The organism is Peribacillus sp. YIM B13482, from assembly GCF_042787975.1.
Classification (GTDB): Bacteria; Bacillota; Bacilli; order Bacillales; family DSM-1321; genus Peribacillus; species Peribacillus simplex_A.
The window spans coordinates 18,115-42,812 of the sequence record NZ_JBHZPF010000048.1 but is presented as its reverse complement, the minus strand read 5'-3'; the positions used below and the strand labels follow the sequence as shown (position 1 = coordinate 42,812).

At 41.7% G+C, this 24,698-nt stretch carries 29 protein-coding genes; 23 read left to right on the top strand and 6 right to left on the bottom strand.

Annotated elements, in window-relative coordinates:
• Window positions 1–182: 182 nt before the first annotated feature.
• From greA to ACFX4L_RS19595, 3 genes are all read left to right on the top strand, one after another.
• Window positions 183–659 carry a transcription elongation factor GreA gene (greA, locus tag ACFX4L_RS19605; RefSeq protein ID WP_056528546.1) on the top strand — a complete coding sequence of 159 codons (477 nt, stop codon included), beginning with the start codon at window positions 183–185 and terminating at the stop codon, window positions 657–659.
• Between the two features lie 122 nt (window positions 660–781).
• Window positions 782–2,533: a peptidoglycan D,D-transpeptidase FtsI family protein gene (locus ACFX4L_RS19600; protein WP_284470183.1), complete on the top strand. Its 1,752-nt coding sequence runs from the start codon at window positions 782–784 to the stop codon at window positions 2,531–2,533.
• An 86-nt stretch (window positions 2,534–2,619) separates the two neighbouring features.
• Window positions 2,620–3,309 (top strand): YrrS family protein, encoded by a 690-nt coding sequence (locus ACFX4L_RS19595; protein ID WP_377405953.1) that lies wholly within the window; start codon window positions 2,620–2,622, stop codon window positions 3,307–3,309.
• Window positions 3,310–3,377: 68 nt separating this feature from the next.
• Here the strand turns inward: ACFX4L_RS19595 and ACFX4L_RS19590 are convergent, their stop codons facing one another.
• Window positions 3,378–3,590, bottom strand: a complete 213-nt coding sequence (locus ACFX4L_RS19590; protein WP_061464144.1) for a DUF2536 family protein — start codon at window positions 3,588–3,590, stop codon at window positions 3,378–3,380.
• Window positions 3,591–4,380: 790 nt separating this feature from the next.
• Here ACFX4L_RS19590 and ACFX4L_RS19585 point away from each other — a divergent pair.
• From ACFX4L_RS19585 to ACFX4L_RS19560, 6 genes are all read left to right on the top strand, one after another.
• On the top strand, window positions 4,381–5,019 hold the full coding sequence (locus ACFX4L_RS19585; protein WP_061464143.1) for a class I SAM-dependent DNA methyltransferase: 639 nt from the start codon (window positions 4,381–4,383) through the stop codon (window positions 5,017–5,019).
• Between the two features lie 16 nt (window positions 5,020–5,035).
• Complete coding sequence (gene mtnN, locus ACFX4L_RS19580; RefSeq protein WP_061464142.1) at window positions 5,036–5,731, top strand: 5'-methylthioadenosine/S-adenosylhomocysteine nucleosidase; 696 nt, start codon at window positions 5,036–5,038, stop codon at window positions 5,729–5,731.
• Between the two features lie 94 nt (window positions 5,732–5,825).
• Window positions 5,826–6,752, top strand: coding sequence for a PLP-dependent cysteine synthase family protein (locus tag ACFX4L_RS19575; protein ID WP_377381420.1), 927 nt, complete (start codon window positions 5,826–5,828; stop codon window positions 6,750–6,752).
• Between the two features lies 1 nt (window position 6,753).
• Complete coding sequence (locus ACFX4L_RS19570; protein WP_089361565.1) at window positions 6,754–7,890, top strand: bifunctional cystathionine gamma-lyase/homocysteine desulfhydrase; 1,137 nt, start codon at window positions 6,754–6,756, stop codon at window positions 7,888–7,890.
• Between the two features lie 115 nt (window positions 7,891–8,005).
• On the top strand, window positions 8,006–8,272 hold the full coding sequence (locus ACFX4L_RS19565; protein ID WP_377381424.1) for a YrhC family protein: 267 nt from the start codon (window positions 8,006–8,008) through the stop codon (window positions 8,270–8,272).
• Window positions 8,273–8,763: 491 nt separating this feature from the next.
• Window positions 8,764–8,904: a YrzI family small protein gene (locus ACFX4L_RS19560; protein WP_081108862.1), complete on the top strand. Its 141-nt coding sequence runs from the start codon at window positions 8,764–8,766 to the stop codon at window positions 8,902–8,904.
• Window positions 8,905–9,285: 381 nt separating this feature from the next.
• Here ACFX4L_RS19560 and ACFX4L_RS19555 read toward each other — a convergent pair whose 3' ends face one another.
• Window positions 9,286–9,474, bottom strand: a complete 189-nt coding sequence (locus ACFX4L_RS19555; protein WP_377381427.1) for a hypothetical protein — start codon at window positions 9,472–9,474, stop codon at window positions 9,286–9,288.
• Between the two features lie 189 nt (window positions 9,475–9,663).
• On the opposite strand from ACFX4L_RS19555, the gene sigK reads away from it, so the two are divergent.
• Complete coding sequence (gene sigK / locus ACFX4L_RS19550) at window positions 9,664–10,386, top strand: RNA polymerase sporulation sigma factor SigK (protein WP_061464138.1); 723 nt, start codon at window positions 9,664–9,666, stop codon at window positions 10,384–10,386.
• Between the two features lie 194 nt (window positions 10,387–10,580).
• On the opposite strand, the gene ACFX4L_RS19545 is transcribed toward sigK, so the two are convergent.
• Window positions 10,581–10,883, bottom strand: a complete 303-nt coding sequence (locus tag ACFX4L_RS19545; RefSeq protein WP_377405951.1) for a hypothetical protein — start codon at window positions 10,881–10,883, stop codon at window positions 10,581–10,583.
• Between the two features lie 160 nt (window positions 10,884–11,043).
• Between ACFX4L_RS19545 and ACFX4L_RS19540 the strand changes: the two genes are divergently transcribed.
• Entirely contained in the window at window positions 11,044–12,834 is a 1,791-nt protein-coding gene (locus ACFX4L_RS19540) for a M3 family oligoendopeptidase (RefSeq protein ID WP_377405949.1), read from the top strand.
• Window positions 12,835–12,900: 66 nt separating this feature from the next.
• Here ACFX4L_RS19540 and pssA read toward each other — a convergent pair whose 3' ends face one another.
• Window positions 12,901–13,440: a CDP-diacylglycerol--serine O-phosphatidyltransferase gene (gene pssA, locus ACFX4L_RS19535; protein WP_061464135.1), complete on the bottom strand. Its 540-nt coding sequence runs from the start codon at window positions 13,438–13,440 to the stop codon at window positions 12,901–12,903.
• 135 nt (window positions 13,441–13,575) lie between these two features.
• On the opposite strand from pssA, the gene ACFX4L_RS19530 reads away from it, so the two are divergent.
• Window positions 13,576–14,361, top strand: coding sequence for a phosphatidylserine decarboxylase (locus tag ACFX4L_RS19530; protein WP_377405947.1), 786 nt, complete (start codon window positions 13,576–13,578; stop codon window positions 14,359–14,361).
• A 54-nt stretch (window positions 14,362–14,415) separates the two neighbouring features.
• On the opposite strand, the gene ACFX4L_RS19525 is transcribed toward ACFX4L_RS19530, so the two are convergent.
• Window positions 14,416–14,556 carry a sporulation histidine kinase inhibitor Sda gene (locus tag ACFX4L_RS19525; RefSeq protein WP_034311351.1) on the bottom strand — a complete coding sequence of 47 codons (141 nt, stop codon included), beginning with the start codon at window positions 14,554–14,556 and terminating at the stop codon, window positions 14,416–14,418.
• A gap of 465 nt (window positions 14,557–15,021) precedes the next feature.
• Between ACFX4L_RS19525 and ACFX4L_RS19520 the strand changes: the two genes are divergently transcribed.
• Genes ACFX4L_RS19520 through ACFX4L_RS19485 form a run of 8 tightly spaced genes read left to right on the top strand, consistent with a single transcriptional unit; the run spans window position 15,022 to window position 20,035 of the window.
• Window positions 15,022–15,543, top strand: a complete 522-nt coding sequence (locus ACFX4L_RS19520; protein WP_061464133.1) for a YqeG family HAD IIIA-type phosphatase — start codon at window positions 15,022–15,024, stop codon at window positions 15,541–15,543.
• Complete coding sequence (gene yqeH, locus ACFX4L_RS19515) at window positions 15,540–16,649, top strand: ribosome biogenesis GTPase YqeH (protein WP_375166213.1); 1,110 nt, start codon at window positions 15,540–15,542, stop codon at window positions 16,647–16,649. The genes ACFX4L_RS19520 and yqeH overlap by 4 nt, the downstream gene beginning before the upstream one ends.
• Window positions 16,650–16,669: 20 nt before the next feature.
• Complete coding sequence (gene aroE, locus ACFX4L_RS19510; RefSeq protein ID WP_377405945.1) at window positions 16,670–17,512, top strand: shikimate dehydrogenase; 843 nt, start codon at window positions 16,670–16,672, stop codon at window positions 17,510–17,512.
• Complete coding sequence (gene yhbY, locus ACFX4L_RS19505) at window positions 17,506–17,796, top strand: ribosome assembly RNA-binding protein YhbY (protein ID WP_061464130.1); 291 nt, start codon at window positions 17,506–17,508, stop codon at window positions 17,794–17,796. Before aroE ends, yhbY begins: the two co-directional genes overlap by 7 nt.
• An 11-nt stretch (window positions 17,797–17,807) precedes the next feature.
• Entirely contained in the window at window positions 17,808–18,377 is a 570-nt protein-coding gene (locus ACFX4L_RS19500; protein ID WP_125160708.1) for a nicotinate-nucleotide adenylyltransferase, read from the top strand.
• Window positions 18,367–18,939, top strand: a complete 573-nt coding sequence (yqeK, locus tag ACFX4L_RS19495; protein ID WP_089361560.1) for a bis(5'-nucleosyl)-tetraphosphatase (symmetrical) YqeK — start codon at window positions 18,367–18,369, stop codon at window positions 18,937–18,939. The genes ACFX4L_RS19500 and yqeK overlap by 11 nt, the downstream gene beginning before the upstream one ends.
• Window positions 18,939–19,295 carry a ribosome silencing factor gene (rsfS, locus tag ACFX4L_RS19490; RefSeq protein WP_057218744.1) on the top strand — a complete coding sequence of 119 codons (357 nt, stop codon included), beginning with the start codon at window positions 18,939–18,941 and terminating at the stop codon, window positions 19,293–19,295. Before yqeK ends, rsfS begins: the two co-directional genes overlap by 1 nt.
• Window positions 19,292–20,035 carry a class I SAM-dependent DNA methyltransferase gene (locus ACFX4L_RS19485; protein WP_125160706.1) on the top strand — a complete coding sequence of 248 codons (744 nt, stop codon included), beginning with the start codon at window positions 19,292–19,294 and terminating at the stop codon, window positions 20,033–20,035. Before rsfS ends, ACFX4L_RS19485 begins: the two co-directional genes overlap by 4 nt.
• A 102-nt stretch (window positions 20,036–20,137) precedes the next feature.
• Here the strand turns inward: ACFX4L_RS19485 and comER are convergent, their stop codons facing one another.
• On the bottom strand, window positions 20,138–20,968 hold the full coding sequence (comER, locus tag ACFX4L_RS19480) for a late competence protein ComER (protein WP_377405943.1): 831 nt from the start codon (window positions 20,966–20,968) through the stop codon (window positions 20,138–20,140).
• Between the two features lie 109 nt (window positions 20,969–21,077).
• On the opposite strand from comER, the gene ACFX4L_RS19475 reads away from it, so the two are divergent.
• The 3 genes from ACFX4L_RS19475 to ACFX4L_RS19465 all read left to right on the top strand — a co-directional run bounded on the left by ACFX4L_RS19475 (window position 21,078) and on the right by ACFX4L_RS19465 (window position 24,678).
• Window positions 21,078–21,713, top strand: coding sequence for a helix-hairpin-helix domain-containing protein (locus ACFX4L_RS19475; RefSeq protein ID WP_377405941.1), 636 nt, complete (start codon window positions 21,078–21,080; stop codon window positions 21,711–21,713).
• A gap of 79 nt (window positions 21,714–21,792) precedes the next feature.
• Window positions 21,793–22,353, top strand: a complete 561-nt coding sequence (locus ACFX4L_RS19470) for a ComE operon protein 2 (RefSeq protein ID WP_089361557.1) — start codon at window positions 21,793–21,795, stop codon at window positions 22,351–22,353.
• Window positions 22,354–22,371: 18 nt separating this feature from the next.
• Window positions 22,372–24,678, top strand: a complete 2,307-nt coding sequence (locus ACFX4L_RS19465) for a DNA internalization-related competence protein ComEC/Rec2 (protein ID WP_377405939.1) — start codon at window positions 22,372–22,374, stop codon at window positions 24,676–24,678.
• Window positions 24,679–24,698: the final 20 nt, after the last annotated feature.

Sequence of the window (24,698 nt, the reverse complement as noted above, 5' to 3'; positions counted from 1 at the left end):
AACCGGCTGCTCACCGCAGTCGGTTTATATACTAAGGAACGGATGTTTCTTAGTATCAATGCGCGTACTTTTTTATTTGCGCAATTATATATTTTGACTCGAGTATTAGGGTTAAGCACTTATAGTACATAAACTTGTCACAGCGAATGCTTGCTGTAAAGAATTAGAAGGAGTGAAGGGTTTTGGCAATTGAAAAAGAGTATCCAATGACTAAAGAAGGAAAGTTAAAGCTTGAACAGGAACTGGAACAATTAAAAACGGTTAAACGTAAAGAAGTGGTGGAGAGAATTAAAATCGCCCGCAGTTTTGGGGACCTTTCCGAGAACTCGGAGTACGATTCCGCAAAAGAAGAGCAGGCATTCGTTGAAGGACGAATTACAACAATCGAAAACATGATCCGTAATGCTAAAATCATTGAAGGCAATGATTCGAATACAGATACAGTTTCACTTGGGAAGTCGGTAACATTCGTAGAACTTCCAAATGGTGACGAAGAAACATACTCCATCGTAGGGAGTGTTGAAGCGGACCCATTCGAAGGGAAAATTTCCAATGATTCTCCAATCGCGAAAAGCCTAATAGGGAAAAGGGTCGGCGACAAGGTATCGATCATGACACCTGGCGGCGAAATGAGCGTCAAGATTGTTTCCATCAGCTAAATACGGCTTAAGAGGGTGTCCATAGGGGCATCCTCTTTTTTATCGGAAAAATGAATTGATAAATTTGTTCATAATTGTTTAAAAATTCGCACCTCGTCAACAATGGTTACGAGGTGTATTTTATGAAAAAGAAACGAATGAGGTTGCTGGCTATTTTATTGACCACTTTCATGCTGATGCTCATAGGAAGGCTCGCCTACATCCAACTTGTATCGACAGAATCTTTTTCAAAGCATGATGTGAACCTAATAGAAGCAAGTGTGAATCAGCGTTCACAGATATTAAAGATTGATGATGGGCGTGGAAAGTTTTATGACAGAAATGGGGAACCACTTGCACATGAAGAGATCCCGACGCTCGTCCTATTTCCATTTTTGAAAAAAATGACATGGCCTATAGATGAAATTGCCTCGATAATAGGCAGATCGGAAACGGAGTTGAAACGGGCAATTGAACAAGCGGATGAACCATTTGTATTTGGCGGAGATGAACCGATAGAGTTGACGCCCAGCCAATCGAAGGCAATCAATCAATTGAAGATTCCCGGGGTCTTTGCCGTGAACGAGAAATTATATCACGATCAAACCCCTGCAGCGCAATTGATCGGCACGACGAATATATCAGATGCGGAAAAGAAAAAACGTTATCCCGACATGAATTTATCTCCTGAAACGAAAATCGGCAATACGGGACTGCAAAGGACCTTTGATGAGTTCTTGCTTTCCGCTGGGGAATCGAAGCTCGTTTTTCACGTGGATGCCAGCGGAGGCCCAATGTTCGGTGTCGATGTTAAATATGTGGAACCAGCGAATCCCCTCTACCCAGTCAAGGTCGTAACGACCATTGATAAAGAGATTCAGGAAAAAGCGGAGAAGCTCGTCGATGAACGCGGGATAAAAAAAGGCGGTCTCGTACTGATCGATATCGAAAAAAGTGAAATCGTTGCAATGGTATCACGCCCTGCGCTTAATATAAAAGATCCGAATGGCGAAGGGGCCGTCAATATGATGCTGACTCAAAAAACGCCAGGTTCCGTCTTTAAAACGGTCACGGCAGCAGCGGCCATCGATTATGAAGCGGCTAGTCCTACCAGGACATTTAATTGTAATTTAACGATTGACGGGAAAACGGATAAACAGAGGGAACTGGGCATGCTTAATTTTGAAAATAGCTTTGCCCAAAGCTGTAACAGGACGTTTGCCGAATTGTCACAGGAAATTTCTAAGAAGAATCCTGACTTTTTGGATAAATACGCAAAAATGCTAGGGTTGATTGGCGAAACGGGCTGGCAAGGGGATGTTTATCACACGGAAGTTACCCAGTTGCATCATGAACAAACCGGGAAGGTCTGGCATGATGACGGCTTAAAAAAGGACCCCAAAATGATTGCCAAAACAGCAATTGGCCAGCAGGATGTCCAGACGACACCGCTCGCTATAGCGAATATGATGGCAACGATTGCCCGCGGTGGCAAGAAGGAACAGGTCAAAGCCGTTTCTAGGGTCGAATTTAACAATAGTACGACCGTAGTCGATTTCCCCGATCAAAGTATTGGCGGTGAGACACTTTCCCCATATACAACGATGAAAATGCAGCACCTCCTGAGGAAGGTCGTAACGGAAGAAAAAGGGACGGGTGCTTCCTTGAGAGATTTGCCTGTGGAGGTAGCTGGCAAGTCTGGTACAGCTCAGACGAATATTGAAAAAGGGGAGCTCAATAAATGGTTTGCAGGCTACTTCCCATATAAAAATCCCAAATATGCTCTAGTTACCGTAAGTTTTGAAACGAAGGAAAACAGTTCCAGCATGACGCCTCTTTTTTCAGATATTGTAAAAGTCTTGTACTCCAAGGACCAGGACAATAGCGAGAATTGACGAAAGTGTAGGAAACCCTTCCCTTCTATCTCTAGCTAAATCATGTTAAAATGAGGCAGTAAGAAATGGTAAGGGAGGAATGGACCTTGGGCTCACGTTTTAATCAGAGAGATCAAAAAAGAAAAGTAAATAAAATATATAATATTGCAATCACCATCGTTTCCATTTTAATCGTCATTGTTGCTGTCACCATTTTCTTAAGTGATGGTGGCACTGAATCAAAAAAAGCCACGACTGAACAAAAACAAATCGCCCATAAACAGGGGAAAGTAGTGGACAAACCTGCTGGGAAAGAGGAAGAAACCGATTCAGGGAAGGAAGTGGCAGAAGAAGATAGTAAAGCAACAGAAGAAGATGGCAAAGCAACGGAGGAAGATACCGCAGAGAAGTCTGAAGATGGAACAGACCCAGAAAAAGCAGGGGATGCCAAACTTGTGGAAGTGGAAGGCAGCGGAGATGGCAATGTCGCGGCTACATATACGAGTGAGGGCTGGAAACCAGTTGGAACTGAGCAATCCGGGGAACACACTACAAGCTTCCAAAAAGGCTCAGTCGATTGGAATGAAATGAGTAAGGCCATTGCTCTTGGAGCCGGAATCGATGAAGGAAGCATGAGACTTTGGTGGCTTCAAAACGGCGGTTCGCCTAATACGGCGATCGGTACCGTTTCTGAGGGGAACCGTCCAAAAACCTTCCGGGTCCATATCGAATGGGTGGACGGATCAGGTTGGAAGCCTGTAAAAGTCGAAGAGCTGAAAACAAACGATAAAAGGTAATGGATAAAAAAATATTAACGAAAAACCCCCGAAAGGAATTCCACTTTTCGGGGGTTTTTTCATTGTGGTCACTTTTTTGCTTTAAAGTGTACGACTGCACTGTAAAAACGTCTGCCTTCCTCGCTTACATACATTTGGTGTGATACGGATTGAACCTGAAGCATGATCGCTTTATTGATTTCAATTTGTGATTGAATTTTTTCCTCGAGGTTTTTAATGCTTTCTGCCTCGAAAAATTCTATTTTATCTTCGAATAAGTTTAAGTCTAGTTGAAAACTCATGACTGTTCCCCTCCAACATTTAGATACTGTTAGTTTAACACCAATCTGAACTGAATGAATGGATTTGCCTAAAAAACAAGAACTGTTTTTGTGTTTATTTCATATTATGCTGATAGGTTTTATTATCTAATCATAGGGGCAGAGAAATTTATAGATTTATTTGAAGAATGGTCGAAATCGTATGATGATACGGTGGTGGACACGATAATGAGTATCAAGACGTTATTAAACATTTTGATAGGATATTGGAAAGTTCACCAATTAGGCTTATGGTCACGTGCTACAAGGCCTGCGTAGGTACAAGGAATCTATTGAACAGCGGAAGCCTTTCCGCCGATTATTCTATATTGCATAAACCTCATTAAACTGGTAGGATAACTTAGAAAGGTGTCCTGATATGACAGTCCTTCCTAATATCCATGAGTTGATTGGGGAGAAGACGGTGATTTGAAATCACGCATTTCCGGTTACTGAATGAAGTCCGTATCTTTGGCTAACTGGAATACTTTAATCCGGGAGGAAACCAAGGGGATATGGATGGCATTTTTACCAATCTATATGGATGAAACGAATTTTGATAAGATCCATTCGAAAAGCGATCGTGAAGCTTTTCTATATGGTGAAGGAATTGACGATTAAAGAAGGCCTGTTTGTCGGCAATTCTTTTGGGCATTTTCAGCGGCCATGAAGGATTCAGCCAAGGCTTCAAGTGGGGGCGAATATCGTTGTGATATTCCCGGATTCCAGTGAACGATACTTTAGAAAAAAATTTATCAGGGTGGTATATAAAATGGGCAGAGAATTTATAGATTTATTTGAGGAATGGTCGAAATCGTATGATGATACGGTTGGTGGACACGATATTGAGTATCAAGAGGTTTTTAAACATTATGATAGGATATTGGACAGCGTCACCAATCGGGTTCATGGCCATGTGCTTGAGTTTGGCGTAGGTACCGGGAATTTGACGGAAAGGCTTTTGAAGAAAGGCCTGAAGGTATCGGGAATCGAGCCATCACCTGCCATGAGGGAAATAGCGGTAAGCAAGTTGCAAGGGAAAACAGAAATTGTAGATGGCGATTTTATCGATTTTCCGAAGCCGGAACAGGTTGATTCGATCGTGAGTACGTACGCGTTTCATCATTTAACCGATGAAGAAAAAGAAAAAGCGATAGCCAGCTATGGAAAGTTACTGAATACTGGTGGTAAAATAGTGTTTGCGGATACGATGTATCAATCCAGGGAAGCGCATGAACAAGCGATTTCTGATGCAAGGCAGGCGGGCTTTCATAATTTGGCGAACGATTTGCAAACGGAATATTATACGACGATTCCTTTTTTGGAAAAAGCACTTGAAGCAAATGGATATAAAGTGAACTTCGAGCGCTGCAATCAATTTGTCTGGATTATGGAGGCGGAAAAATTATAGGAAGAGGTTTTTACTAATGAAAGTAGCCATAATCGGAGCAATGGAAGAAGAAGTTACAATTTTACGTGATAAATTGGAAGGTTTGGAGCAGGTGACCATTGCCGGTTCCGAGTTCAATACAGGCACACTGAATGGTATCGAGGTCATTTTGCTTAAATCGGGAATAGGTAAAGTGAATGCGGCAATGTCCACTACGATCCTTTTAGAAAAATTCAAACCGGATGCGGTCATCAATACTGGCTCTGCCGGCGGTTATCATACAGCACTGAATGTCGGGGATGTGGTCATATCCTCGGAAGTTCGCCATCATGATGTGGACGTGACGATTTTTGGATATGAGTACGGTCAAGTCCCTCAGCTGCCTGCAGCTTTCATCCCTGATGAAAAACTTCTTGCAATCGCAGAAGAAGCAGCTAAAGAAATAGAGAATATGCAAGTGGCGAAAGGGCTGATCGTGACGGGGGATTCTTTCATGAATGATCCTGACAGGGTTGAATTCGTCAGAGGGAAATTTTCCGATTTATACGCGGTGGAAATGGAAGCGGCAGCCATTGCACAGGTAGCCTTCCAATTCAAAACACCATTTGTCATCATTCGTTCCCTTTCGGATATCGCAGGTAAGGAGTCCAATATTTCCTTTGATAAATTCCTGGAAACGGCGGCTCTACATTCAGCGGCACTGATTTTGAAAATGGTTGAAAAAATGAAATGAATGATTAGTGATCAGCGGAAGTCTTTCCGCTGATTATTCTTTATTGCATAATTCTTATTAAATTGGTAGGATAACTATGAAAGGATGTCCGAATATGAAAGTCTTTAAAAACATTCATGAGTTGATCGGGGAAACGCCGATGATGGAAATAACCCATTTCCCGCTTCCAGATGAAGTCCGTATCTTTGCCAAACTGGAATACTTTAATCCGGGAGGCAGTGTGAAGGACCGGCTTGGTCAAGAACTTTTAGCCCAAGCGTTACAGACAGGGAAGGTGAAAAAGGGTGGGACAATCATTGAACCGACTGCCGGAAATACTGGGATTGGCTTGGCGTTGGCGGCAATAAACAGTGGAGTGGACGTGATATTTTGTGTTCCGGAGAAATTCAGTGCCGAGAAACAGGAATTGATGCGTGCCCTTGGGGCCAAAGTGATCCAGACCCCGACAGAGGAAGGAATGACAGGAGCGATTGCGAAGGCTAAGGAACTGCTGGCTGAAATTCCAGGATCTTATTGTCCCCAACAGTTTGCCAACCCATCCAATCCTGATGCCTATTATAAAACGCTGGGACCTGAAATATGGGAACAGATGGATGGCGATGTAGATGTGTTTGTTGCCGGAGCAGGAACGGGAGGGACATTCATGGGAACATCGCGATATTTAAAAGAAAAGAATGCAGCTTCTGTCAAAACGGTCATAGTCGAACCAGAAGGATCGATTTTAAACGGAGGCGAAGCAGGACCCCATAAAACCGAGGGGATAGGGATGGAATTTTTACCTGCTTATATGGATGAGACGTATTTTGATCAGATTCATACGATAAGTGATCGTGACGCTTTCCATATGGTGAAGGAATTGGCGATGAAAGAAGGCTTGCTTGTCGGCAGTTCTTCCGGCGCGGCATTTGCAGCGGCCATGAAAGAAGCGGCCAAGGCTGACCGGGGGACGAATATCGTCGTCGTATTTCCGGATTCCAGTGAACGATACTTAAGCAAAAAAATTTATCAGGGGGGTATATAAAATGAGAAAAAAAACACAATTGATCCATGGCGGCATTTTTGGTGATGAAAAAACAGGCGCGGTTTCGGTGCCGATTTATCAAGTGAGCACCTATAAGCAGGATGGTCCGGGGAATCATCGGGGATATGAATATTCCCGTACGGGCAACCCAACCCGCCATGCCCTCGAGGAATTGATCAAGGACCTCGAAGAAGGAGAAAGAGGATTCGCCTTCGGGTCAGGAATGGCAGCGATGACGGCGGTCATGATGCTGTTCAGTCAAGGTGATCATGTATTGATGACAGATGACGTTTATGGAGGGTCCTTCCGGGTCATCACGAAAGTTCTTAACCGCTTCGGGGTGGAAGCTACGTTCATCAATACGAGTGACATACACTCGATCGAAAAAGAGATCAGGGATAATACGAAGGCACTTTTCATTGAAACCCCGACGAACCCATTATTGAAGATCACTGATCTAGAGGCGGTATCAAAAATAGCTAAAGAAAACGGCATCCTCACCATTGTGGATAATACCTTCAGTACGCCATATTGGCAAAATCCACTTACACTTGGAGCCGATATCGTGCTTCATAGCGCTACGAAGTACCTGGGGGGACACAGCGATGTTGTAGCGGGCCTTGTCGTGGTGAATGATGAAAAACTTGGCAATGACCTTCATTTCATCCAGAACTCTACAGGGGGCGTGCTAGGGCCCCAAGATTCATGGTTGCTAATGCGTGGAATTAAAACGCTGGGAATTCGAATGGAAGAACATGAAAAAAATACATCTCGTATCGTCCGTTTCCTATCCGGGCATGAAGGCGTTTCGAAAATCTATTACCCAGGTCTTGAAAACCATCCAAACCATGATATTGCAAAAAAACAATCGCGTGGCTTCGGCGGTATGGTTTCATTCGATGTCGGCAGTGCCGAAAAAGCCGAATCGGTTTTGAGTAAAGTGAAATTCTTCACACTTGCTGAAAGTCTAGGGGCAGTGGAAAGCTTAATTTCGATTCCGGCCTTGATGACGCATGCCTCGATTCCGGCAGAGCGCCGTGCAGAGCTTGGAATAACAGATGGGTTGATTCGTATTTCAGTTGGTCTGGAAGACGTTGAAGACTTATTGGAAGACTTGGAACAAGCGCTAAAAGGATAAATCGGAAGAGGGACCGCTTCATAGCTTGCTGCCATTATTTACACCCTGTCATTTGGAATGAATATGGTAAAATGAGATATCGATATCTTATTAGCTTGAAAGAAGGTGGAATGGCATGAAAAACCGCAAAAAACAAACGGCTGCAGTGCTGCGTTCGAAAATGGTCGATTTTAAACAATTTGCGATCACCTTGCTATGTGTCGGCTCGTTCTTCTATTTAGGAACCATCCTTCCCACTGGCGACAAAGCGATGATTGACACATATGTCTATATGGGAGCGACAATCATGTTCCTTGGCATATCCATAGTATTTTTCCGATTATCCAAAAAATATAAAAAGACCCTGGCGGAAATGGATGACCAGGACTCTTTACAACAATAGAAGAAAACCTGATTCTTTCAAGAATCAGGTTTTTTTGTTTATCTTACGTTATTGCCTGTTATATGGGCAGATATATCCTACCCATTGCCTCATTTAAGTGATAATGGCTAAGAGAAAATAGGAAGAAAGAAAGAGATTTCAAAAAAATGGGCAAAAGCCGTTTACAAATATTGAATTTGTGGATATACTTACCAGGTAATATAAAATATTCCAAAGGGAGGTCGAGTAAAATGAAATTGTATTTATATGGAATCGTCACAAATCAGATTAGCCGGTCCGTTTCAAATAACAATCACATACCATTCGACCTGTGCCAAGCGGAATATTTCTAAAGCAATTTGGCTTTATTAATCATTCAGACATAGCGGCCGCAGGGAGAAGTGTTTTATCCTGCGGCCTTTTTATATTTAAAAAATCCCGCAGGAGGACGTAACTTTCTGCGGCCTTTTTATGCCTTTTTGTTGGGCCGCTCCCTTAAAGGAGGTGATATTATGACACTGAATATGCTTTTCTTCACCATCACGATTAAATTGAAAAAAATGACTGCCGAGGAATGTTTGCAACAGGAGAGAATCCACAAGATCCGAGAAGAACATCTAGATAAAGCGCTGAAGCATCGTCCTTTTTTCTAAAGAGATATGAGGTTGGTATTCCATTAATGATTTTTAAGAAAGGTGGGAGGGTAATATGGATAAATTGGTAAATGCAAAAGGAGAGAAGCGTTGCTATTGGCAGGAGAAGGATACCGGCTAACGGCTTTGCCGACGTTTCACAGTATAGACATGGTTTGTATAAAAAAATGTTCACCTAAACAGCGGAAAAGGATGTTGGAAACATGATGAATCGAGGTGAGGAGTGATTCATCATGTTCTCAATGTGGATGACGCTAATTAACACTGAGGTCATCGGAACTGAGATATCCGTCAATGTCTCCGTTGAGCCTATCAGCCGCTGAAATGAATATGTAAAAGGGGAAACTCGGCACTCTGGCCGAGTTTTTTTCTTTGTTTGCATCAGCAGCACGGACCTGGTCCGCCATAACCAAACCCACATCCCGGGAACCACCAAAACCCGAAAATGAGCAATAAAATCAAGAGGACAATAAACAGGCCATAACTATACAAGTAATCGAATCCTTCATTACAAGGTGCAGGAGGCGGATAACCATAGCTGTACCCGTATGGTCCCAAATTATATCCCATCCTAAAACCCCCCCTTTCCTTAAAAATTCACTTTCATTATATGTACGTTTGTATTCGTCCGTTTGGGAATTCATCCATTCTGGTTTGAACATTTAATACTTTCATGATTTCTTTCAGTGGGACAGACACGTACAAGCCCACCGTTGCATAGGTATGAATAGGGAACCAAAGAAACGGGGGATGAAACCAATGCCCGGAATACTTACAGCTGTCGGCTATATTATCAAAGAATTTTACTTATTAGTTTCCTATGTCAAAAACAACGCTTTTCCCCAGCCCTTGTCATCTCAGGATGAAAAGAAATATCTGAAGCTTATGAGTGAGGGAGATGGTGATGCCCGTAACATCCTGATCGAGCATAATCTCAGACTTGTTGCCCATATCGTCAAGAAATTCGAGAATACGGGCGAAGATACAGAGGATTTGATTTCAATAGGAACAATTGGTTTGATAAAGGCCATTGAGAGTTATTCGGATGGGAAGGGTACGAAGCTGGCCACATATGCGGCGCGATGCATTGAGAATGAGATCTTGATGCATTTACGAGCGACTAAGAAAACGAAAAAAGATATTTCCCTGCATGATCCAATCGGTCAGGATAAAGAAGGAAATGAAATCAGTTTAATTGATGTACTGAAATCGGAATCGGAAGATGTCATTGATACGATTCAGCTTAATATGGAAATTGAAAAAGTGAAAAAGTATATTGATATTTTGGATGAACGGGAAAAGGAAGTCATTGTAGGCAGGTTCGGACTGGATTTAAAAAAGGAAAAAACCCAGCGTGAAATCGCTAAAGAGCTTGGCATTTCCCGCAGTTATGTATCAAGGATCGAAAAGCGTGCCTTGATGAAGATGTTTCACGAATTTTACAGGGCAGAAAAAGAGAAGGAAAAGAAAGCAAAAGGATAGGAATGCTAAAATTCAAAAGAGTGCGGGGGAATTCCCCCGCACTCTATTTTTTAATATTTATTTCTGATCAAATCTGCAAAAGCATTATAAATCTCGATCCCCTGAAAAAGGAACATGCGTGAAGCGGTTAAAGAAAATACCCCTATCATTATTAGTCTGAACCACATATAAATCACTCCTCGATTTTATTTTTTTTATAAAATGTCAGAGTGTGTGGCAACGTAATTCGCCTGAAAAAAAACTGGACCGAGATATCGTCGGCGAAGATTTAAATGAAAATAAAGGAAACTTAAAATGGAAAATTCAAAAATGATAATAATGATAATGGACTGCCAGGAACTAAGGAAAGGGACGAAAGGCAGTTTCTTGTCGGCCTTTTCCCAGTGATGAACATCAATGTGCTCTTCAAGGGTTAGCTGCTGTCCGTGATGATGGAACTGTATCGGCAGTGTCCATAGAATTAGGACGACAGCAGACAAGTGGATAAAGAATTTCATACAATCAACCACCCCTTTCCGAAGAATATATTCATCATATCATGCTTTTATTGTGGGATAAACAAAAATGTTCTAAAGTATACTGAAAATTCTTTTTAATTAGAAAAATATTGAATAAAGCTCTATAATAGGCTTATTGATAAAAAGGGGGCAATGCAGTATGGGATATGCTTTGACGTGGGATTTGGATATCTTTTTTAAAGGGGGAAGCTCTTCTAAGGAGTTCCTGCTTTTCTTAAATGAAATTAACGAAGAGGTACAGGAATTGGACCGGCTTGTTAGCAATATCAATCCAGAAGGAAACGATGATGGAAGTTTAATTCAGGCATTTGATTTTTTAAAAAATACAAATATGAAATCGTCTCAGGCCGGTGCTTTCATCGGATGCCTGGAAGCTCAAAATGCGCAGGATAAAAAGGCAGGTCAGCTGCGGATCAAACAAATGAAGATAGTCGCTTCACTAAAAATGGTGTTAAGTAAGCTGGATGAAAAGTTGATACAGCTTGATGAAGCGTTTTTTAAAGAAATCCTTGAAAAAGAACCATTGAATGAATTGAAATTCGTATTGGACGAACGTCGAGAACGGGCAAAGGAAAAGCTTTCAGTTAAGGAAGAATCATTAATCACTCAATTGTCCATGGACGGTTTCGAAGGCTGGAGCCAAATGTATGATACGATCGTTAGTTCAATGACTATCCCCCATAAGGGTGAAAATCTTTCTGTAGGCCAAGCGGCGAATAAATTTTCGGATCCTGATGGAAAGGCACGGAAAGAATTATTTACTGCTTGGGAACAAGCTTGGGGAGGGAAAAGTGACCTTTTTGCCCGGACTTTGAACCACTTAGCAGGATTTCGTCTCAGTGTGAATGATAAAAGGGGCTGGGATGATATTTTGAAGGAGCCTCTGGAAATAGGGAGGATGAAAAAAGAAACCCTCGAAAGCATGTGGAATGTAATTGCCGATCATAAGGAGCCGCTTGTGCGATTTTTGCAAAGGAAGGCAGAGTTACTTGATTTGGATAAATTAAGTTGGGCGGATTTGGATGCACCGCTCGCTGTTACAGCAGAGTCCAAAGTAATGGATTATCAAGAAGGTGCAGACTTCATCATACAGCAATTCTCTAAATTCGGCTCTCAATTAGCAAACTTCACCCAAAAAGCTTTTGAGGACAGCTGGATTGAAGCGGAGGACAGACCAGGTAAGAGGCCAGGCGGTTTTTGCACGGGCTTTCCACTAAATAAGCAGTCAAGAATTTTCATGACGTACTCGGGTACCCCTTCAAATGTATCGACATTGGCCCATGAATTGGGGCATGCGTTCCATTCTTATGCGATGAGGGAAATCCATCCATTGAACCGATCATATGCAATGAACGTGGCTGAAACCGCCTCTACTTTTGCTGAAATGGTCGTATCGGATGCAGCTGTGAAGGAAGCGGCCAGTGAGGAAGAAAAGCTGGTTCTTTTAGAAGATAAAATTCAGCGTTCCGTAACATTATTGATGAATGTCCATGCCCGTTTCTTATTCGAGACAAGATTTTATGATGAGAGGAAACAAGGATATGTCAGTGCCGAACGATTGAATGAACTGATGGTTGATGCACAAAAAGAAGCTTATGGTGATGCATTAAGTGATTATAATCCAACGTTCTGGGCTTCAAAGCTTCATTTCTATATTACAGGTGTACCATTTTATAATTTTCCGTATACATTCGGCTACTTATTCTCATTAGGCATTTACGCGAATGCCCTGAAAGAACCGGCAGGATTTGAAGAAAAATATATCGCCCTATTAAAGGATACTGGTTCGATGAAGGTCGAGGATTTGGCTGACAAACATTTAGGCGTCGATTTGACGACCCGGGATTTTTGGGAAGAAGCGGTTAATGCCTGTATGAAGGATGTAGAAGAATTCATGCGTTTGACCGATCCGCTTGTCCGAAAGGCATAAATAAGTTTAAGGTGAATATGAACGAAAAAAAGCGGATGTCCGAGTTAAGGACATCCGCTTTCTTATTTAAACTTTCTTTAGTTTAAATGGACTGACCATGAGTAATGATAATATAATCATGAGGGATAAGAAAAAGACCGGATGAAAATACGGGATAGCGAGAAAACTTAAGGTAGCGATGCAGCCTGCAACTGTAATGGGAACTCCTGTAAAATATCCATTGCTTTCACTTATATTGAAGCGGGCGAGGCGAAATGCGCCACAGCCAATATAGAAAACCGTGAATAGTGTGCCAGGTGCCCCGAATTCTATTAATATTCCTTGGTATAATAATAGGGCTGGTGCGACTCCAAAAGAAATGATGTCACACATGGAATCAAGTTGCTTACCCAATTCCGATTCAATGTTAAACTTTCGTGCAACCATACCGTCAAAGCGATCTGCAAGGGCAGCCAAGAAGATTAAAAGCAGGCTTAAATTCAATTGGCCATGCATCACGGCAATTATCGCAAATCCACCAAGGGATAAATTAATTAAAGTAAGTATATTTGCTGTTTGTGCTTTCACTTTTTTAATGGTTTGATCTAGGGCGTGTAATAAAAACATCTTTTCACTCCTTTCAAATGAAACAAAATAAAACAAAATATAATAAACATAAGTATTTATTATATAATAATATTTTATTTAACACAATTTATGCAAGTAATTTTTGAATAATTTTACAATTTGGAGTGGTTTTATTTGTATCAGTCTTTGTATCGCATTCTTATTGAACTGACGAATGGTCGGTATTCATCAGGTTTATTAAAGCATTTTAGCCAATCTCGTTGGAGCAGGCCCTTGATTTTACTATATGTAAAAACTTTCAACCTTAATCAACAAGAATTTGGTAAGGATTTAAAAGGGTATACGAATCTTCATGAGCTATTTACAAGGCGGTTAAAGGCGGACGCCAGGCCTATTACGGCAGCTCCTTCTGCAGTGGCTTCTCCCGTCGACGGTGTACTCGAGGATTCAGGGGAGATACGCGCTGATAAAAAGATCGTCGTTAAGGGAAAGGTGTATTCAATGGAGGAGATGCTCGGGGATGAGCTTTTTTTGGAAAAGTACATAGGCGGCAAATATCTCGTGTTATACTTAAGCCCGAGTCATTACCACAGGATCCATGCACCAATCAAGGGCTCCGTGGTCAAACGCTGGACTCTTGGAAGGAAATCGTACCCCGTTAATAAATGGGGAATGAAATATGGAAAAGAGCCTTTGGCAAAAAATTATCGTACAATAACTGAACTTAAAAATGAAGCGGGAAGTCTGGCAATGGTGAAAGTTGGAGCCATGTTCATAAATTCGATCGTCATTACTGATGAATCGGATGAATTGGAAAAAGGACAGGAATTTTCTTATTTCAGCTTTGGGTCGACAGTGGTCCTTCTTTTTGAAAAAGGCAGTTTTGAACTTGAAGGAAACATAACCATCCCCGCTGATGTCCGTGTCGGTGAAACAATCGGATTCATGAGACCCGTCTAACTTCAAATGAAAAATAAGAAGGCTGACATTTGATGTCAGCCTATGTATTTCATATTAGAATATTGATCGGATTTTATGTGTTAAGGATCTTCGATGAATTTCCGTTTCTATGAGGCGGATGAAATCGGTACTTAACTTTAAATTCTGCGCTTTAAAATAGGATTCCAGCAACAGGTCATCAGATAGTTTTTGCATCAGAACGCCATATACGGCTGCTCACCTCCAGTAGGGATTGCGAGGAATAATTTGGTGTTTACTTGCATATATTGATAAGTCTTCCTTGATGTACCCCTACTGTATCAGAAATAAACTTGGAGAACAATCGTTCTGTTATCCACAGTTAAAAGTGGATAACCTGTGGTTAAGTTGTTTACAAGGTGAACGAAATGATGCACATCAGTATGGATAATGTTAGTAAAGTTATCCACAGGTTGGATATATGAAATTTTTGTCGAAATCTTTTAGGAATAATTAGTTCTTTGGGTCTGGTTTACCTGCTAATTTCCCATTCTTTAATAAAAAATGCCTTTCCATATTAGAAAACATACATTATGATGTTTTTTTACCGTCAGACCTTCTTTCCTAATTTTTTTTGAAAGTGAGCCGAAAATTCGATATGATGGAGACGGTAAATTTTAACGAAAATATAGAGGTGCCAATATGCTTAAATTATTTTTGCCGAGTGAACATGTTAAAAGCATTTTTAATATAGATCCTCAAGAATTGAAAAAAAGAGGGATAAAGGGAGTCATTACCGATTTGGATAATACTCTCGTTGAATGGGACAGGCCAACAGCCACCCCCGATTTAATCAAATGGTTCGACAATATGCGGGATCATGGGATTTTAGTGACGATTGTGTCCAATAATAATGAAAAACGGGTTCGGTCTTTTTCCGATCCGCTTCACATTCCGTTTATCTTCCAGGCCAGAAAACCGATGGCAAGAGCTTTCCATAAAGCCCGTAAGACGATGGGATTGAAGTTAGAAGAAACGGTGGTAATCGGCGATCAATTATTGACGGATGTATTGGGAGGGAACAGAGGCGGGTTCCATACGATCTTAGTGGTCCCTGTTGCGCAGACCGACGAATTCAGAACGAAGATCAATCGTTATTTTGAAAGAAAGATCATGGCATTTTTTAAACGAAAAGGAATGATAGAATGGGAGGATCACAATTGAACAATCATCAAGAATTAGTGTGCATCGGCTGTGGTGTGAAGGTCCAGACGGAAGATCCGAAGGAGTTGGGCTTTGCCCCTAAATCAGCCCTGGAAAAAGAGAGCATCGTATGTCAGCGCTGCTTTAAATTGAAACATTATAACGAAGTTCAGGATGTATCCTTAACTGACGATGACTTCTTGAAAATCTTGAATAAAGTAGGCGAAACCGATTCTTTAATCGTCAAAATCGTCGATATTTTTGATTTCAATGGAAGCTGGCTTCCGGGCCTGCATCGATTTGTCGGAAGAAATGATGTTCTTTTGATCGGTAATAAGGTCGACTTATTGCCTAAATCAGTAAAACCGAACAAGTTGATCAATTGGATGAAGCAATCGTCCAAGGAATTGGGGCTTAACCCGATTGATGTCCTGCTTGTCAGTGCGGAAAAGGGAAAACACATCCTTGAAGCGGCTGATGCGATTGAGCGGTATCGCAAAGGTAAGGATGTCTATGTCGTGGGCTGTACGAATGTAGGTAAATCGACTTTCATCAACCGTCTTATAAAAGAAGTGAGTGGTGAAGGTGATATCATCACGACATCCCACTTCCCAGGCACAACCCTGGATATGATCGAAATTCCTTTGGATGATGGACAGGCTTTGATCGATACACCAGGTATCATTAATCATCATCAAATGGCTCATTATGTGGACAAACGGGACTTCAAGGTGATTATGCCGAAGAAGGAAATCAAGCCGAGAGTGTACCAACTGAATGAAGGGCAGACGCTATTTTTCGGTGGATTGGCCCGGTTGGACTATGTCTCAGGCGGAAGGCGTTCACTCACTTGCTACCTTTCGAATGAATTGAATATCCACCGTACGAAATTGGAAAATGCCGATGAATTGTATAAAAACCATGCCGGGGAATTATTGACGCCCCCACGCCCTGAACAAATCGAGGAGTTTCCGAAGCTGATTCCACATGAATTCTCCTTGAAAGATGGTAAAATGGATATTGTGTTTTCTGGACTTGGCTGGGTTACGGTCAATGAGCCAGGAGCGAAAATCGTTGCACATGTCCCTAAGGGTGTCAATGTGATCGTTCGTAAATCATTAATCTAAATATAGGGGTCGTCTAGTCTATGAAAAAGATATATGGAGTAATGGGAGATCCAATTGCACATTCGATGTCCCCGGACATTCATAATGATGCATTTGAAAAAGAAAATATAGAAGCGGTTTATCATCATTTTCATGTGACGAAAGAAGGTTTGAACGATGCCGTGAAAGGCATGAAAGCCCTTGGTATAGAAGGGTTTAACATCACGATTCCTCATAAGACTTCAATCATCCCTTTCCTTGATGAAGTGGATGAACTGACCCTGGCAATCGGGGCTGTAAATACGGTTGTTAACAAAAATGGTCGGTTTATAGGGTATAATACAGACGGAAAAGGATTTTTCAAATCTTTATGCGATGAAATATCAGGTGACATTAAGGCTAAAAAAACGTTAGTGATCGGAGCGGGCGGTGCTGCGCGTGCGATTTATTTTACTCTTGTTAAAGAAGGGGTAAAACAAGTTGATATTGCAAACCGGACAAAGGAAAGAGCGGCCCAGCTTGTTTCTGATTGCCCATATGATAAAGTATCGAAGGCACTCTCGATTATCGAAGCGGAAGAAAGCTTATCACAATATGATTTAATCATCCAAACGACTTCTTCTGGAATGAGTCCGGAATTGGACCATTCACCGTTGAAGGTCGACCAGCTTAAAACCGGTGCAATCGTCAGTGATATCATCTATAACCCTCTGCAAACCAAGCTGCTGCTTGAAGCGCGGGAAAAAGGGGCGGAAACGCAAAATGGTCTGGGGATGTTCATCAACCAGGCTGCGCTTGCATTTGAGATATGGACAGGCGTTATGCCGGATACAGCAAGAATGACAGAGATTGTCTTGAACAAACTAGGAGGTAACACATGTTAACAGGAAAACAGAAAAGATTTTTACGATCAAAGGCCCATCACCTCAATCCAATTTTTCAAGTTGGTAAAGGCGGGGTCAATGATAATCTCATCAAGCAAATTGGTGAGGCGCTTGAAGTACGTGAATTAATAAAGGTCAGCATCCTGCAAAACTGTGAAGAGGACCGCAATGATGTGGGACGTTCTTTATCAAAAGGTGCAAGAGCGGAATTGGTTCAGATTATCGGCAACACAATTGTGCTGTATAAAGAATCAAGAGAAAACAAACAACTTAAATTACCTTAAGGAACCTATCTATGAAAAAAATTGGAATTCTTGGCGGTACATTCAATCCTCCACATATTGGGCATTTAATAATAGCGAATGAAGTGTTGGATGCCCTTGAGCTAGATGAAATTAGATTCATGCCAAATCATGTTCCTCCCCATAAAGAAAAATCGGAGGAAGTAACCGATATGGACAGGCTGGCTATGTTGGAAAACGCGATAGCCGGAAACCCATCTTTTTATATTGAAGGTATTGAAATAGAAAGAAAAGGCACATCTTATACGTATGATACGATAAAATTGCTGAAAGAACTTGAGCCAACCAATGAGTTCTATTTCATAATTGGCGCAGATATGATTGAGTATTTACCGAATTGGCACCGTATTGACGAGCTGGTGGACATGGTCAATTTCGTTGGGGTGAAGCGCCCAGGTTATAATGAAAAGACCCTATACCCAATCACGATGGTGAAAGTCCCTCAGATGTTCATTTCCTCTTCCATGATACGGAGGAAGCTAAGAACGGGGAAAACCGTGAAATATTTAATAGCAGATCCAGTGGTGAAGTATATTAAAGGGAATGGTTTATATGAATCGTGAGAAAGCATTGGTGCTGGTCAAAGAACAAATTACCGAGCGCCGGTACATTCATACCTTGGGCGTAGTCGGATCAGCGATTGAACTTGCTGAACTGTATGGTGCCGACGTCAAAAAAGCAGAATTGGCAGCCATTTTCCATGATTATGCAAAATTTCGTCCAAAAGAGGAAATGAAGCAAATAATAATCGCTGAAAAAATGGCGCCGGAGTTACTTGATTATGATATGGAGCTGTGGCATGCTCCAGTCGGGGCTTTTCTCGTGAAAAAGGAAGCGGGTATCACTGACGTAGAAATATTGGATGCGATTGCCTATCACACGTCTGGCAGGGTTGGCATGAGCCTTTTGGATAAGGTCATATACCTTGCTGACTATATTGAGCCGGGACGTTCTTTTCCTGGAGTCGACGAAGTCAGGCTGACAGCAAAGCGAAATTTGGATCATGCTGTCATTCAGGCTTTAAGGAATACAGTTGTTTTTTTAATGAAAAGAAATCAGGCAATTTACCCTGACACATTTAAGACATATAATGATTTGATCATGAATTTGAAGGAGAAGATGTAATGACTGAACGTGAACTTCTTGTAATTGCAGCAAAAGCGGCAGATGATAAAAGAGCGGAGGATATCGTAGCATTGAATATGCAAGGTATTTCCCTTGTAGCGGATTACTTTTTGATCTGCCACGGTAATTCTGAAAAACAAGTACAAGCAATAGCTCGTGAAATGAAGAGCAAAGCTGATGAATCAGGAATCAATGTAAAACGTCTTGAAGGTTTTGACGAAGCGAAATGGGTGCTTGTGGATCTTGGTGATGTAGTAGCCCACATCTTCCATAAGGATGAAAGAAACTATTATAACCTTGAACGTTTATGGGGAGATGCACCTTTTGAAGATCTAGAGAGTGAACTGACTCCATGACTTATGAACGCTTTGCCTATGTATACGATGAATTGATGAAGGACGCACCCTATGAAAAATGGCTGTTAATCCTTACGGCGAAGCTGGAACAGTACGGAATTGGTGGGAGGAAAGTCCTGGATTTAGCTTGTGGAACCGGGGAAATGACCGTTGAATTGGCACAACACGGATTTGAAGTCACCGGCGTGGATTTATCTGATGAAATGCTTCTTGTTGCCAATGAAAAAGCGGTGAGGCTTGGATTATCGATTCCACTTTTCCAACAGAATATGGCAGAACTCGAGGGACTTGGTCAATTTGACTGTGTCACGATTTTTTGTGATTCGCTGAACTACCTTCGCGACGAGGCGGATATAGTAAAAACGTTCAGCAGGGTTCATGAGCATTTAAAGGATGGCGGATTATTCTTGTTCGATATCCATTCGATTTATAAAATGGAAAAAATCTTTCATGATAATACGTTTGCTGTCAATGATGAGGAAGTATCCTATATATGGGACTGTTTCCCGGGGGAAGAACCTTACAGTGTGGAACATGATTTAAGTTTTTTCGTGAGGGACGATGAAAGTGGTCTGTACGACCGTTTTGATGAGTTGCATTATCAACGGACCTATCCGGTTGAACAATACAAAAAGTGGTTGAAGGAAGCAGGTTTTACGGTTTCTGAAATACTGGCGGATCTTGAAGAAGCACCGCTTGTAACGGAAACCGAAAGAATCTTGTTTGTAGCCAGTAAATGAAAGAAGAGGTCAAGATCCCCGTTCGTACATCCCTGTACGAGTGAAGGTCTGACCTCTTCTTTTTTTTATTTTTAGAAGGAAATGAGATATATGTTACGAATATTAATAAGGATGGCCGAACTGCTTCTCAACTTCGTGAAGATCCTCTGCAAACTTTTCATGTGTCGCTTGAAAAAGATGATGGAACATTTCCCCGGTTTCAGCTTCTAAAACCTTGATCCCCTCACCCGTGATTCCACCCTTTACACAAACCTTTTCCTGCAAGGTCGGCAATGTATAAACTCCTTTACCAAGCAGTTCCCCTAAGCCAACCAGCATGTTTTCAGTCAAAGTCGTAGCGGTTTCTTTATCTATCTTCGTCGTTTGGCAAGCCGCGTCAATAAAAGCTTGTGCTAAATAGCTGAAGAAGGCAGGACCGCAGCTGACGATATCGGAAGCTACCCGTGTAATATCATTTTCAATAATGACCGGTGCCGATATGGCGGAGGCCAAATCAAATAAAGCTGACATTTTCTCCTTACTGCAGCTCTCGCTGAAACTCAGTAACGATACTCCTGAACCCACACGGTTCGTTATGCTCGGTATAAAACGGGCACAGGGGGCATTCACTGCCGATTCAAGCTGGGAGACTGAAACAGGGCTTGTGATGGAAATAACCAGCTGATCCCTTTTTATATGATGTTTGATTCCCTGCAACAGGCTATCTATTTGTAATGGTTTTACACAGATAAAAATAAAGTCCGCTTGCTGGACGATTTCGAAAGCGCTCTCCGCAACCCCGATACCAGGGTGTTTTTCTTTCAGCGTCAATGCTTTGGAAATTGTTCGATTAGTAATGATTAGATCAGCCGGATTCAATATTTTTGCCTCCAGCCACGCCTCGATTAAAATGGTCCCCATATTGCCGGTTCCGATTACACCGATTTTCTTCAATGCCGATCAACTCCTCTCACTTAAGCGATTGATTCTCCTAGAAACCCTATGTATTTTTAATCTGTCCTATGACAATGTATTGTGCGAAAACTAGCAAGGAGGAAAATGAATGGAAAAAATTTTAAAAAAGAAAATGGCGATGATTACCGTTGCGTTGGTATCTGGGGCAGCAGGAATTTACTTTTTTTTGCAACAAGGGAAAGGTCCGGTTGATACGGAAGATATATTTGCTGTTACGGCAAATGAAGATAAAATCGAACAAAGTGAAAATGAAACGCCTGCCGAACCAGTAATCATTAAAGTGGATGTTAAAGGAGCGGTGCAGGCCCCAGGCTTATTTACGGCCCAGGCAGGTGACCGGGTAATCGATTTGATCACAGATGCGGGCAGTTTTACGGACAAGGCCGATAAGGATAAAGTGAACTTTGCCCAAATCGTTGAAGACCAAATGGTCATCTATGTACCGGAAATAGGTGAAGAAGACAAGGGAATCTTGGAGGATATACAAGTCGGTTCGCCTGATAATGCCGCCGCTAAGGGGCCGTCAGGGAGACAGGTGAACTTGAATACAGCTACGCAGGAAGATTTGGAAACACTGACGGGAATTGGACCATCCAAAGCGATTGCGATCCTGGAATACAGGGAAAAAGTGGGGAAATTCAAGCAGGTAGATGAATTGAAGAAGGTATCGGGAATCGGCGATAAAACGTTTGAAAAGTTACAGGATTCCATTTCGGTGCAATGAATGATTGAATTTGCTACACAAATGGACAGGAAGAGGGTAAAATTGAAGAAAATCATTCTAGGGAGTAAGGGGATACAACATGAACAGGATTAGTTGGGATCAATATTTCATGGCGCAAAGCCATTTATTAGCTTTAAGAAGCACATGTACACGACTCGCTGTAGGAGCGACGATCGTCCGGGATAACCGGATCATTGCGGGAGGATATAATGGGTCCATTGCAGGAGGGACGCACTGTATTGATGATGGCTGTTATGTAATTGATAATCATTGTGTCAGAACGATACATGCTGAAATGAATGCACTTTTACAATGTGCGAAATTTGGAGTGCCAGCTGATGGGGCAGAAATATATGTGACACATTTTCCATGTCTTCAGTGCTGTAAATCACTCATCCAAGCTGGAATCAAAGCTGTTTATTATGCGGAGGATTACAAAAACCATCCATATGCCCTGGAGTTATTTAAACAGGCTGGTGTCAAGACAGAAAAGGTCGAAGCGAAAGGGGCCATAGATGTTAATGGAAAAGAGAAAAAGGACTTTGTGTTCTCGTTGCTAGCTCAACTTGAACGAACAGGTCTTGGAAAAGAAGCTGTATTGGAGCTGGAAAAGCAGGCCAAACAGATATTTGACAATTAAATAGGACGGGGGGCAGGCATGGCTAGACACCTTATCTTATTAGCCGTTTCGGCCACATTTGGGGTTTCGGCCCATTCATTTTTACATGTAGGGCAGCTGATCATTATCCTTATTTTTCTCTGTTTCCTTTATTTATCAGTCGGGTTGAGCGTAAAGGCCCTTAGCTTTCATTTAGTGATCATGGGGATTTTCTTAGGGGCTGCCTCTTTCTCCGATCACCGGAACAACTCTGTATATCATGGAACGGAAAGTCGATTCATCATCACATTTACCGATCCACCGAATATTGATGGAAATTCATTAAAAGGATTCGTTGGCAGTGAGAAAGGCGAGCGGCTAATGCTTCGTTATAACATCACCACCGAACAAGAAAAAGCAAAGCTTAGCCAGCTTCTGCGAATCGGTTTATCATGTCCGGCCGAAGGGAATTTGCAAGTTCCCGACAAAAACAGGAATGAAAACAGTTTCGATTACCAGCGTTATCTTTTGCGACAAGGCACCCATTGGATATTTAAAGCTGATTCCATTTCATTTCGAGAATGCCAAGAGGTTGGAAACTCGATTGTCGTTTCGATTCGTAATTTGCGAATGAAGGGAGTTGGGTATATTAGTGAACACTTTCCGGAAGAATCGAGCGGTTTTGTCAAAGCTCTCATATTCGGCGACCAGACAGATATAGATGAAGTCGACCTTACTAATTATCAGCGGTTGGGTCTGGTTCATTTACTGGCGATTTCCGGTCTTCATGTAAGTTTTTTAACGGGAATGTTATTTTATCTTGGCATCAGGGTTGGAATTACAAGGGAAAATATGATGGTGGCCATTCTGATTTTCCTTCCAATTTACATGATACTTTCAGGTGCTAGCCCATCAGTGGTTAGATCGTGTTTAATGGCTATGCTTTTCTTTTTACTCCTGCTGTTCAAAAAGCGAATCTCGGCGGGTGCCACAATTGCATCGGTTTACATGGCACTGTTGTTTTTTAAGCCTAATATGCTCTATGATATAGGCTTTCAGCTTTCATTCGCAGTCACTTTCTCCATTATCATGTCTTCAAGCATTTTCTTACAATACCCGCAAAAAACGATGCAGCTATTTATCATCAGTTCCATATCCCAATTGGTTGCCCTTCCCATTTTACTTTTTCACTTTTTTGAAGTATCTTTTCTTGGCGTGTTCTTGAACGTATTGTATATTCCTCTTTATTCCATCATCTTGCTGCCATTTTCACTGATTACCCTTTTCATTCATTTATTGCTACCTTCCCTAGGGCAACCCCTCATATCAATTTTGAACTTCACTTTCATGCTCTCTAATAAAGCCGCGGATGCGGTATCGGATTTGCCCCTTGCATCCATTACGTTTGGAAAACCGCCTTTCATCATGATGACATTACTTGTTATTTCCCTTTTAGGGTTATACCTGACTTGGGATGAATCTTTTGAAAAATGTAAAATCTGGTGCGGAATCATGATTGTCCTTTTGCTTTTTCAATATAATTTACAAAGGTTCTCACCTTTTGGTGAAGTACAGATAATCGATGTTGGACAAGGTGACTCCATTTTAATTATCCTGCCGTTCAATCGCGGTAATTATCTGATTGATACGGGAGGGCAAATTACATTTCCAATCGAAACATGGGCAAAAAGGAGAAAGAAATTCAATACGGCGGATGATATCATTATTCCATTATTGAAAAGTAAGGGAATCCAGCACTTGGACAAACTGATTTTAACTCATGCAGATTCAGATCATATGGGAAGTGCAAAGGAATTAATTGAAAATTTCAAGGTGAGGGAGATTGTTATTGGAGGCTGGAGTGAAGAGCATTATCGGGATTTGGATTTTGTGTCCATTGCAAGAGTTAAAAAGATTAAAATGACGGTTACGAAGAGGGGGGATCATTGGGCAGTGGGCGAAGCTGCGTTTTCCGTGCTAAGTCCATATGAAAAAAAAGAGGATAAGAATGATTCCTCGATAGTTCTATTAGCAAAGCTTGGGGGATTGTCATGGCTATTGACTGGAGATATGGGAGAAGAGGGGGAAAGGGAACTGTTAAGCACATTTCCGCAGCTGCAGGCGGATATCTTGAAGGTTGGTCACCATGGCAGTAAAACATCTTCTTCCACGCCCTTCCTTGAACAGCTACAGTCGAAAGCTGCGCTTATTTCAGTTGGAAAGGATAATCGCTACGGTCACCCTCATGGAGACGTAATTGGAAATCTGGAGGGAAATGGCATTAAGGTGTTCAGGACGGATGAGGATGGAGCTATTATTTACAAGTATTATAAAAGTAAAGGAACCTTTCGGAAGACTCTTCCATAGTATGTAGAAAATCAATAAGA

Bases quoted from the DNA above. Each gene is read 5' to 3' on its own strand.
- rsfS (WP_057218744.1), top strand. From the start codon at position 18,939: ATGACTGAACGTGAACTTCTTGTAATTGCAGCAAAAGCGGCAGATGAT.
- ACFX4L_RS19575 (WP_377381420.1), top strand. From the start codon at position 5,826: ATGAAAGTCTTTAAAAACATTCATGAGTTGATCGGGGAAACGCCGATG.
- aroE (WP_377405945.1), top strand. From the start codon at position 16,670: ATGAAAAAGATATATGGAGTAATGGGAGATCCAATTGCACATTCGATG.
- ACFX4L_RS19525 (WP_034311351.1), bottom strand. From the start codon at position 14,556: ATGCAAAAACTATCTGATGACCTGTTGCTGGAATCCTATTTTAAAGCG.
- ACFX4L_RS19545 (WP_377405951.1), bottom strand. From the start codon at position 10,883: ATGAAATTCTTTATCCACTTGTCTGCTGTCGTCCTAATTCTATGGACA.
- ACFX4L_RS19555 (WP_377381427.1), bottom strand. From the start codon at position 9,474: ATGGGATATAATTTGGGACCATACGGGTACAGCTATGGTTATCCGCCT.
- ACFX4L_RS19585 (WP_061464143.1), top strand. From the start codon at position 4,381: ATGGGCAGAGAATTTATAGATTTATTTGAGGAATGGTCGAAATCGTAT.
- yhbY (WP_061464130.1), top strand. From the start codon at position 17,506: ATGTTAACAGGAAAACAGAAAAGATTTTTACGATCAAAGGCCCATCAC.
- ACFX4L_RS19540 (WP_377405949.1), top strand. From the start codon at position 11,044: ATGGGATATGCTTTGACGTGGGATTTGGATATCTTTTTTAAAGGGGGA.
- ACFX4L_RS19470 (WP_089361557.1), top strand. From the start codon at position 21,793: ATGAACAGGATTAGTTGGGATCAATATTTCATGGCGCAAAGCCATTTA.
- ACFX4L_RS19570 (WP_089361565.1), top strand. From the start codon at position 6,754: ATGAGAAAAAAAACACAATTGATCCATGGCGGCATTTTTGGTGATGAA.
- ACFX4L_RS19565 (WP_377381424.1), top strand. From the start codon at position 8,006: ATGAAAAACCGCAAAAAACAAACGGCTGCAGTGCTGCGTTCGAAAATG.
- ACFX4L_RS19485 (WP_125160706.1), top strand. From the start codon at position 19,292: ATGACTTATGAACGCTTTGCCTATGTATACGATGAATTGATGAAGGAC.
- pssA (WP_061464135.1), bottom strand. From the start codon at position 13,440: ATGTTTTTATTACACGCCCTAGATCAAACCATTAAAAAAGTGAAAGCA.
- ACFX4L_RS19560 (WP_081108862.1), top strand. From the start codon at position 8,764: ATGACACTGAATATGCTTTTCTTCACCATCACGATTAAATTGAAAAAA.
- ACFX4L_RS19500 (WP_125160708.1), top strand. From the start codon at position 17,808: ATGAAAAAAATTGGAATTCTTGGCGGTACATTCAATCCTCCACATATT.
- ACFX4L_RS19600 (WP_284470183.1), top strand. From the start codon at position 782: ATGAAAAAGAAACGAATGAGGTTGCTGGCTATTTTATTGACCACTTTC.
- ACFX4L_RS19590 (WP_061464144.1), bottom strand. From the start codon at position 3,590: ATGAGTTTTCAACTAGACTTAAACTTATTCGAAGATAAAATAGAATTT.
- yqeK (WP_089361560.1), top strand. From the start codon at position 18,367: ATGAATCGTGAGAAAGCATTGGTGCTGGTCAAAGAACAAATTACCGAG.
- sigK (WP_061464138.1), top strand. From the start codon at position 9,664: ATGCCCGGAATACTTACAGCTGTCGGCTATATTATCAAAGAATTTTAC.
- mtnN (WP_061464142.1), top strand. From the start codon at position 5,036: ATGAAAGTAGCCATAATCGGAGCAATGGAAGAAGAAGTTACAATTTTA.
- ACFX4L_RS19520 (WP_061464133.1), top strand. From the start codon at position 15,022: ATGCTTAAATTATTTTTGCCGAGTGAACATGTTAAAAGCATTTTTAAT.
- ACFX4L_RS19475 (WP_377405941.1), top strand. From the start codon at position 21,078: ATGGAAAAAATTTTAAAAAAGAAAATGGCGATGATTACCGTTGCGTTG.
- ACFX4L_RS19465 (WP_377405939.1), top strand. From the start codon at position 22,372: ATGGCTAGACACCTTATCTTATTAGCCGTTTCGGCCACATTTGGGGTT.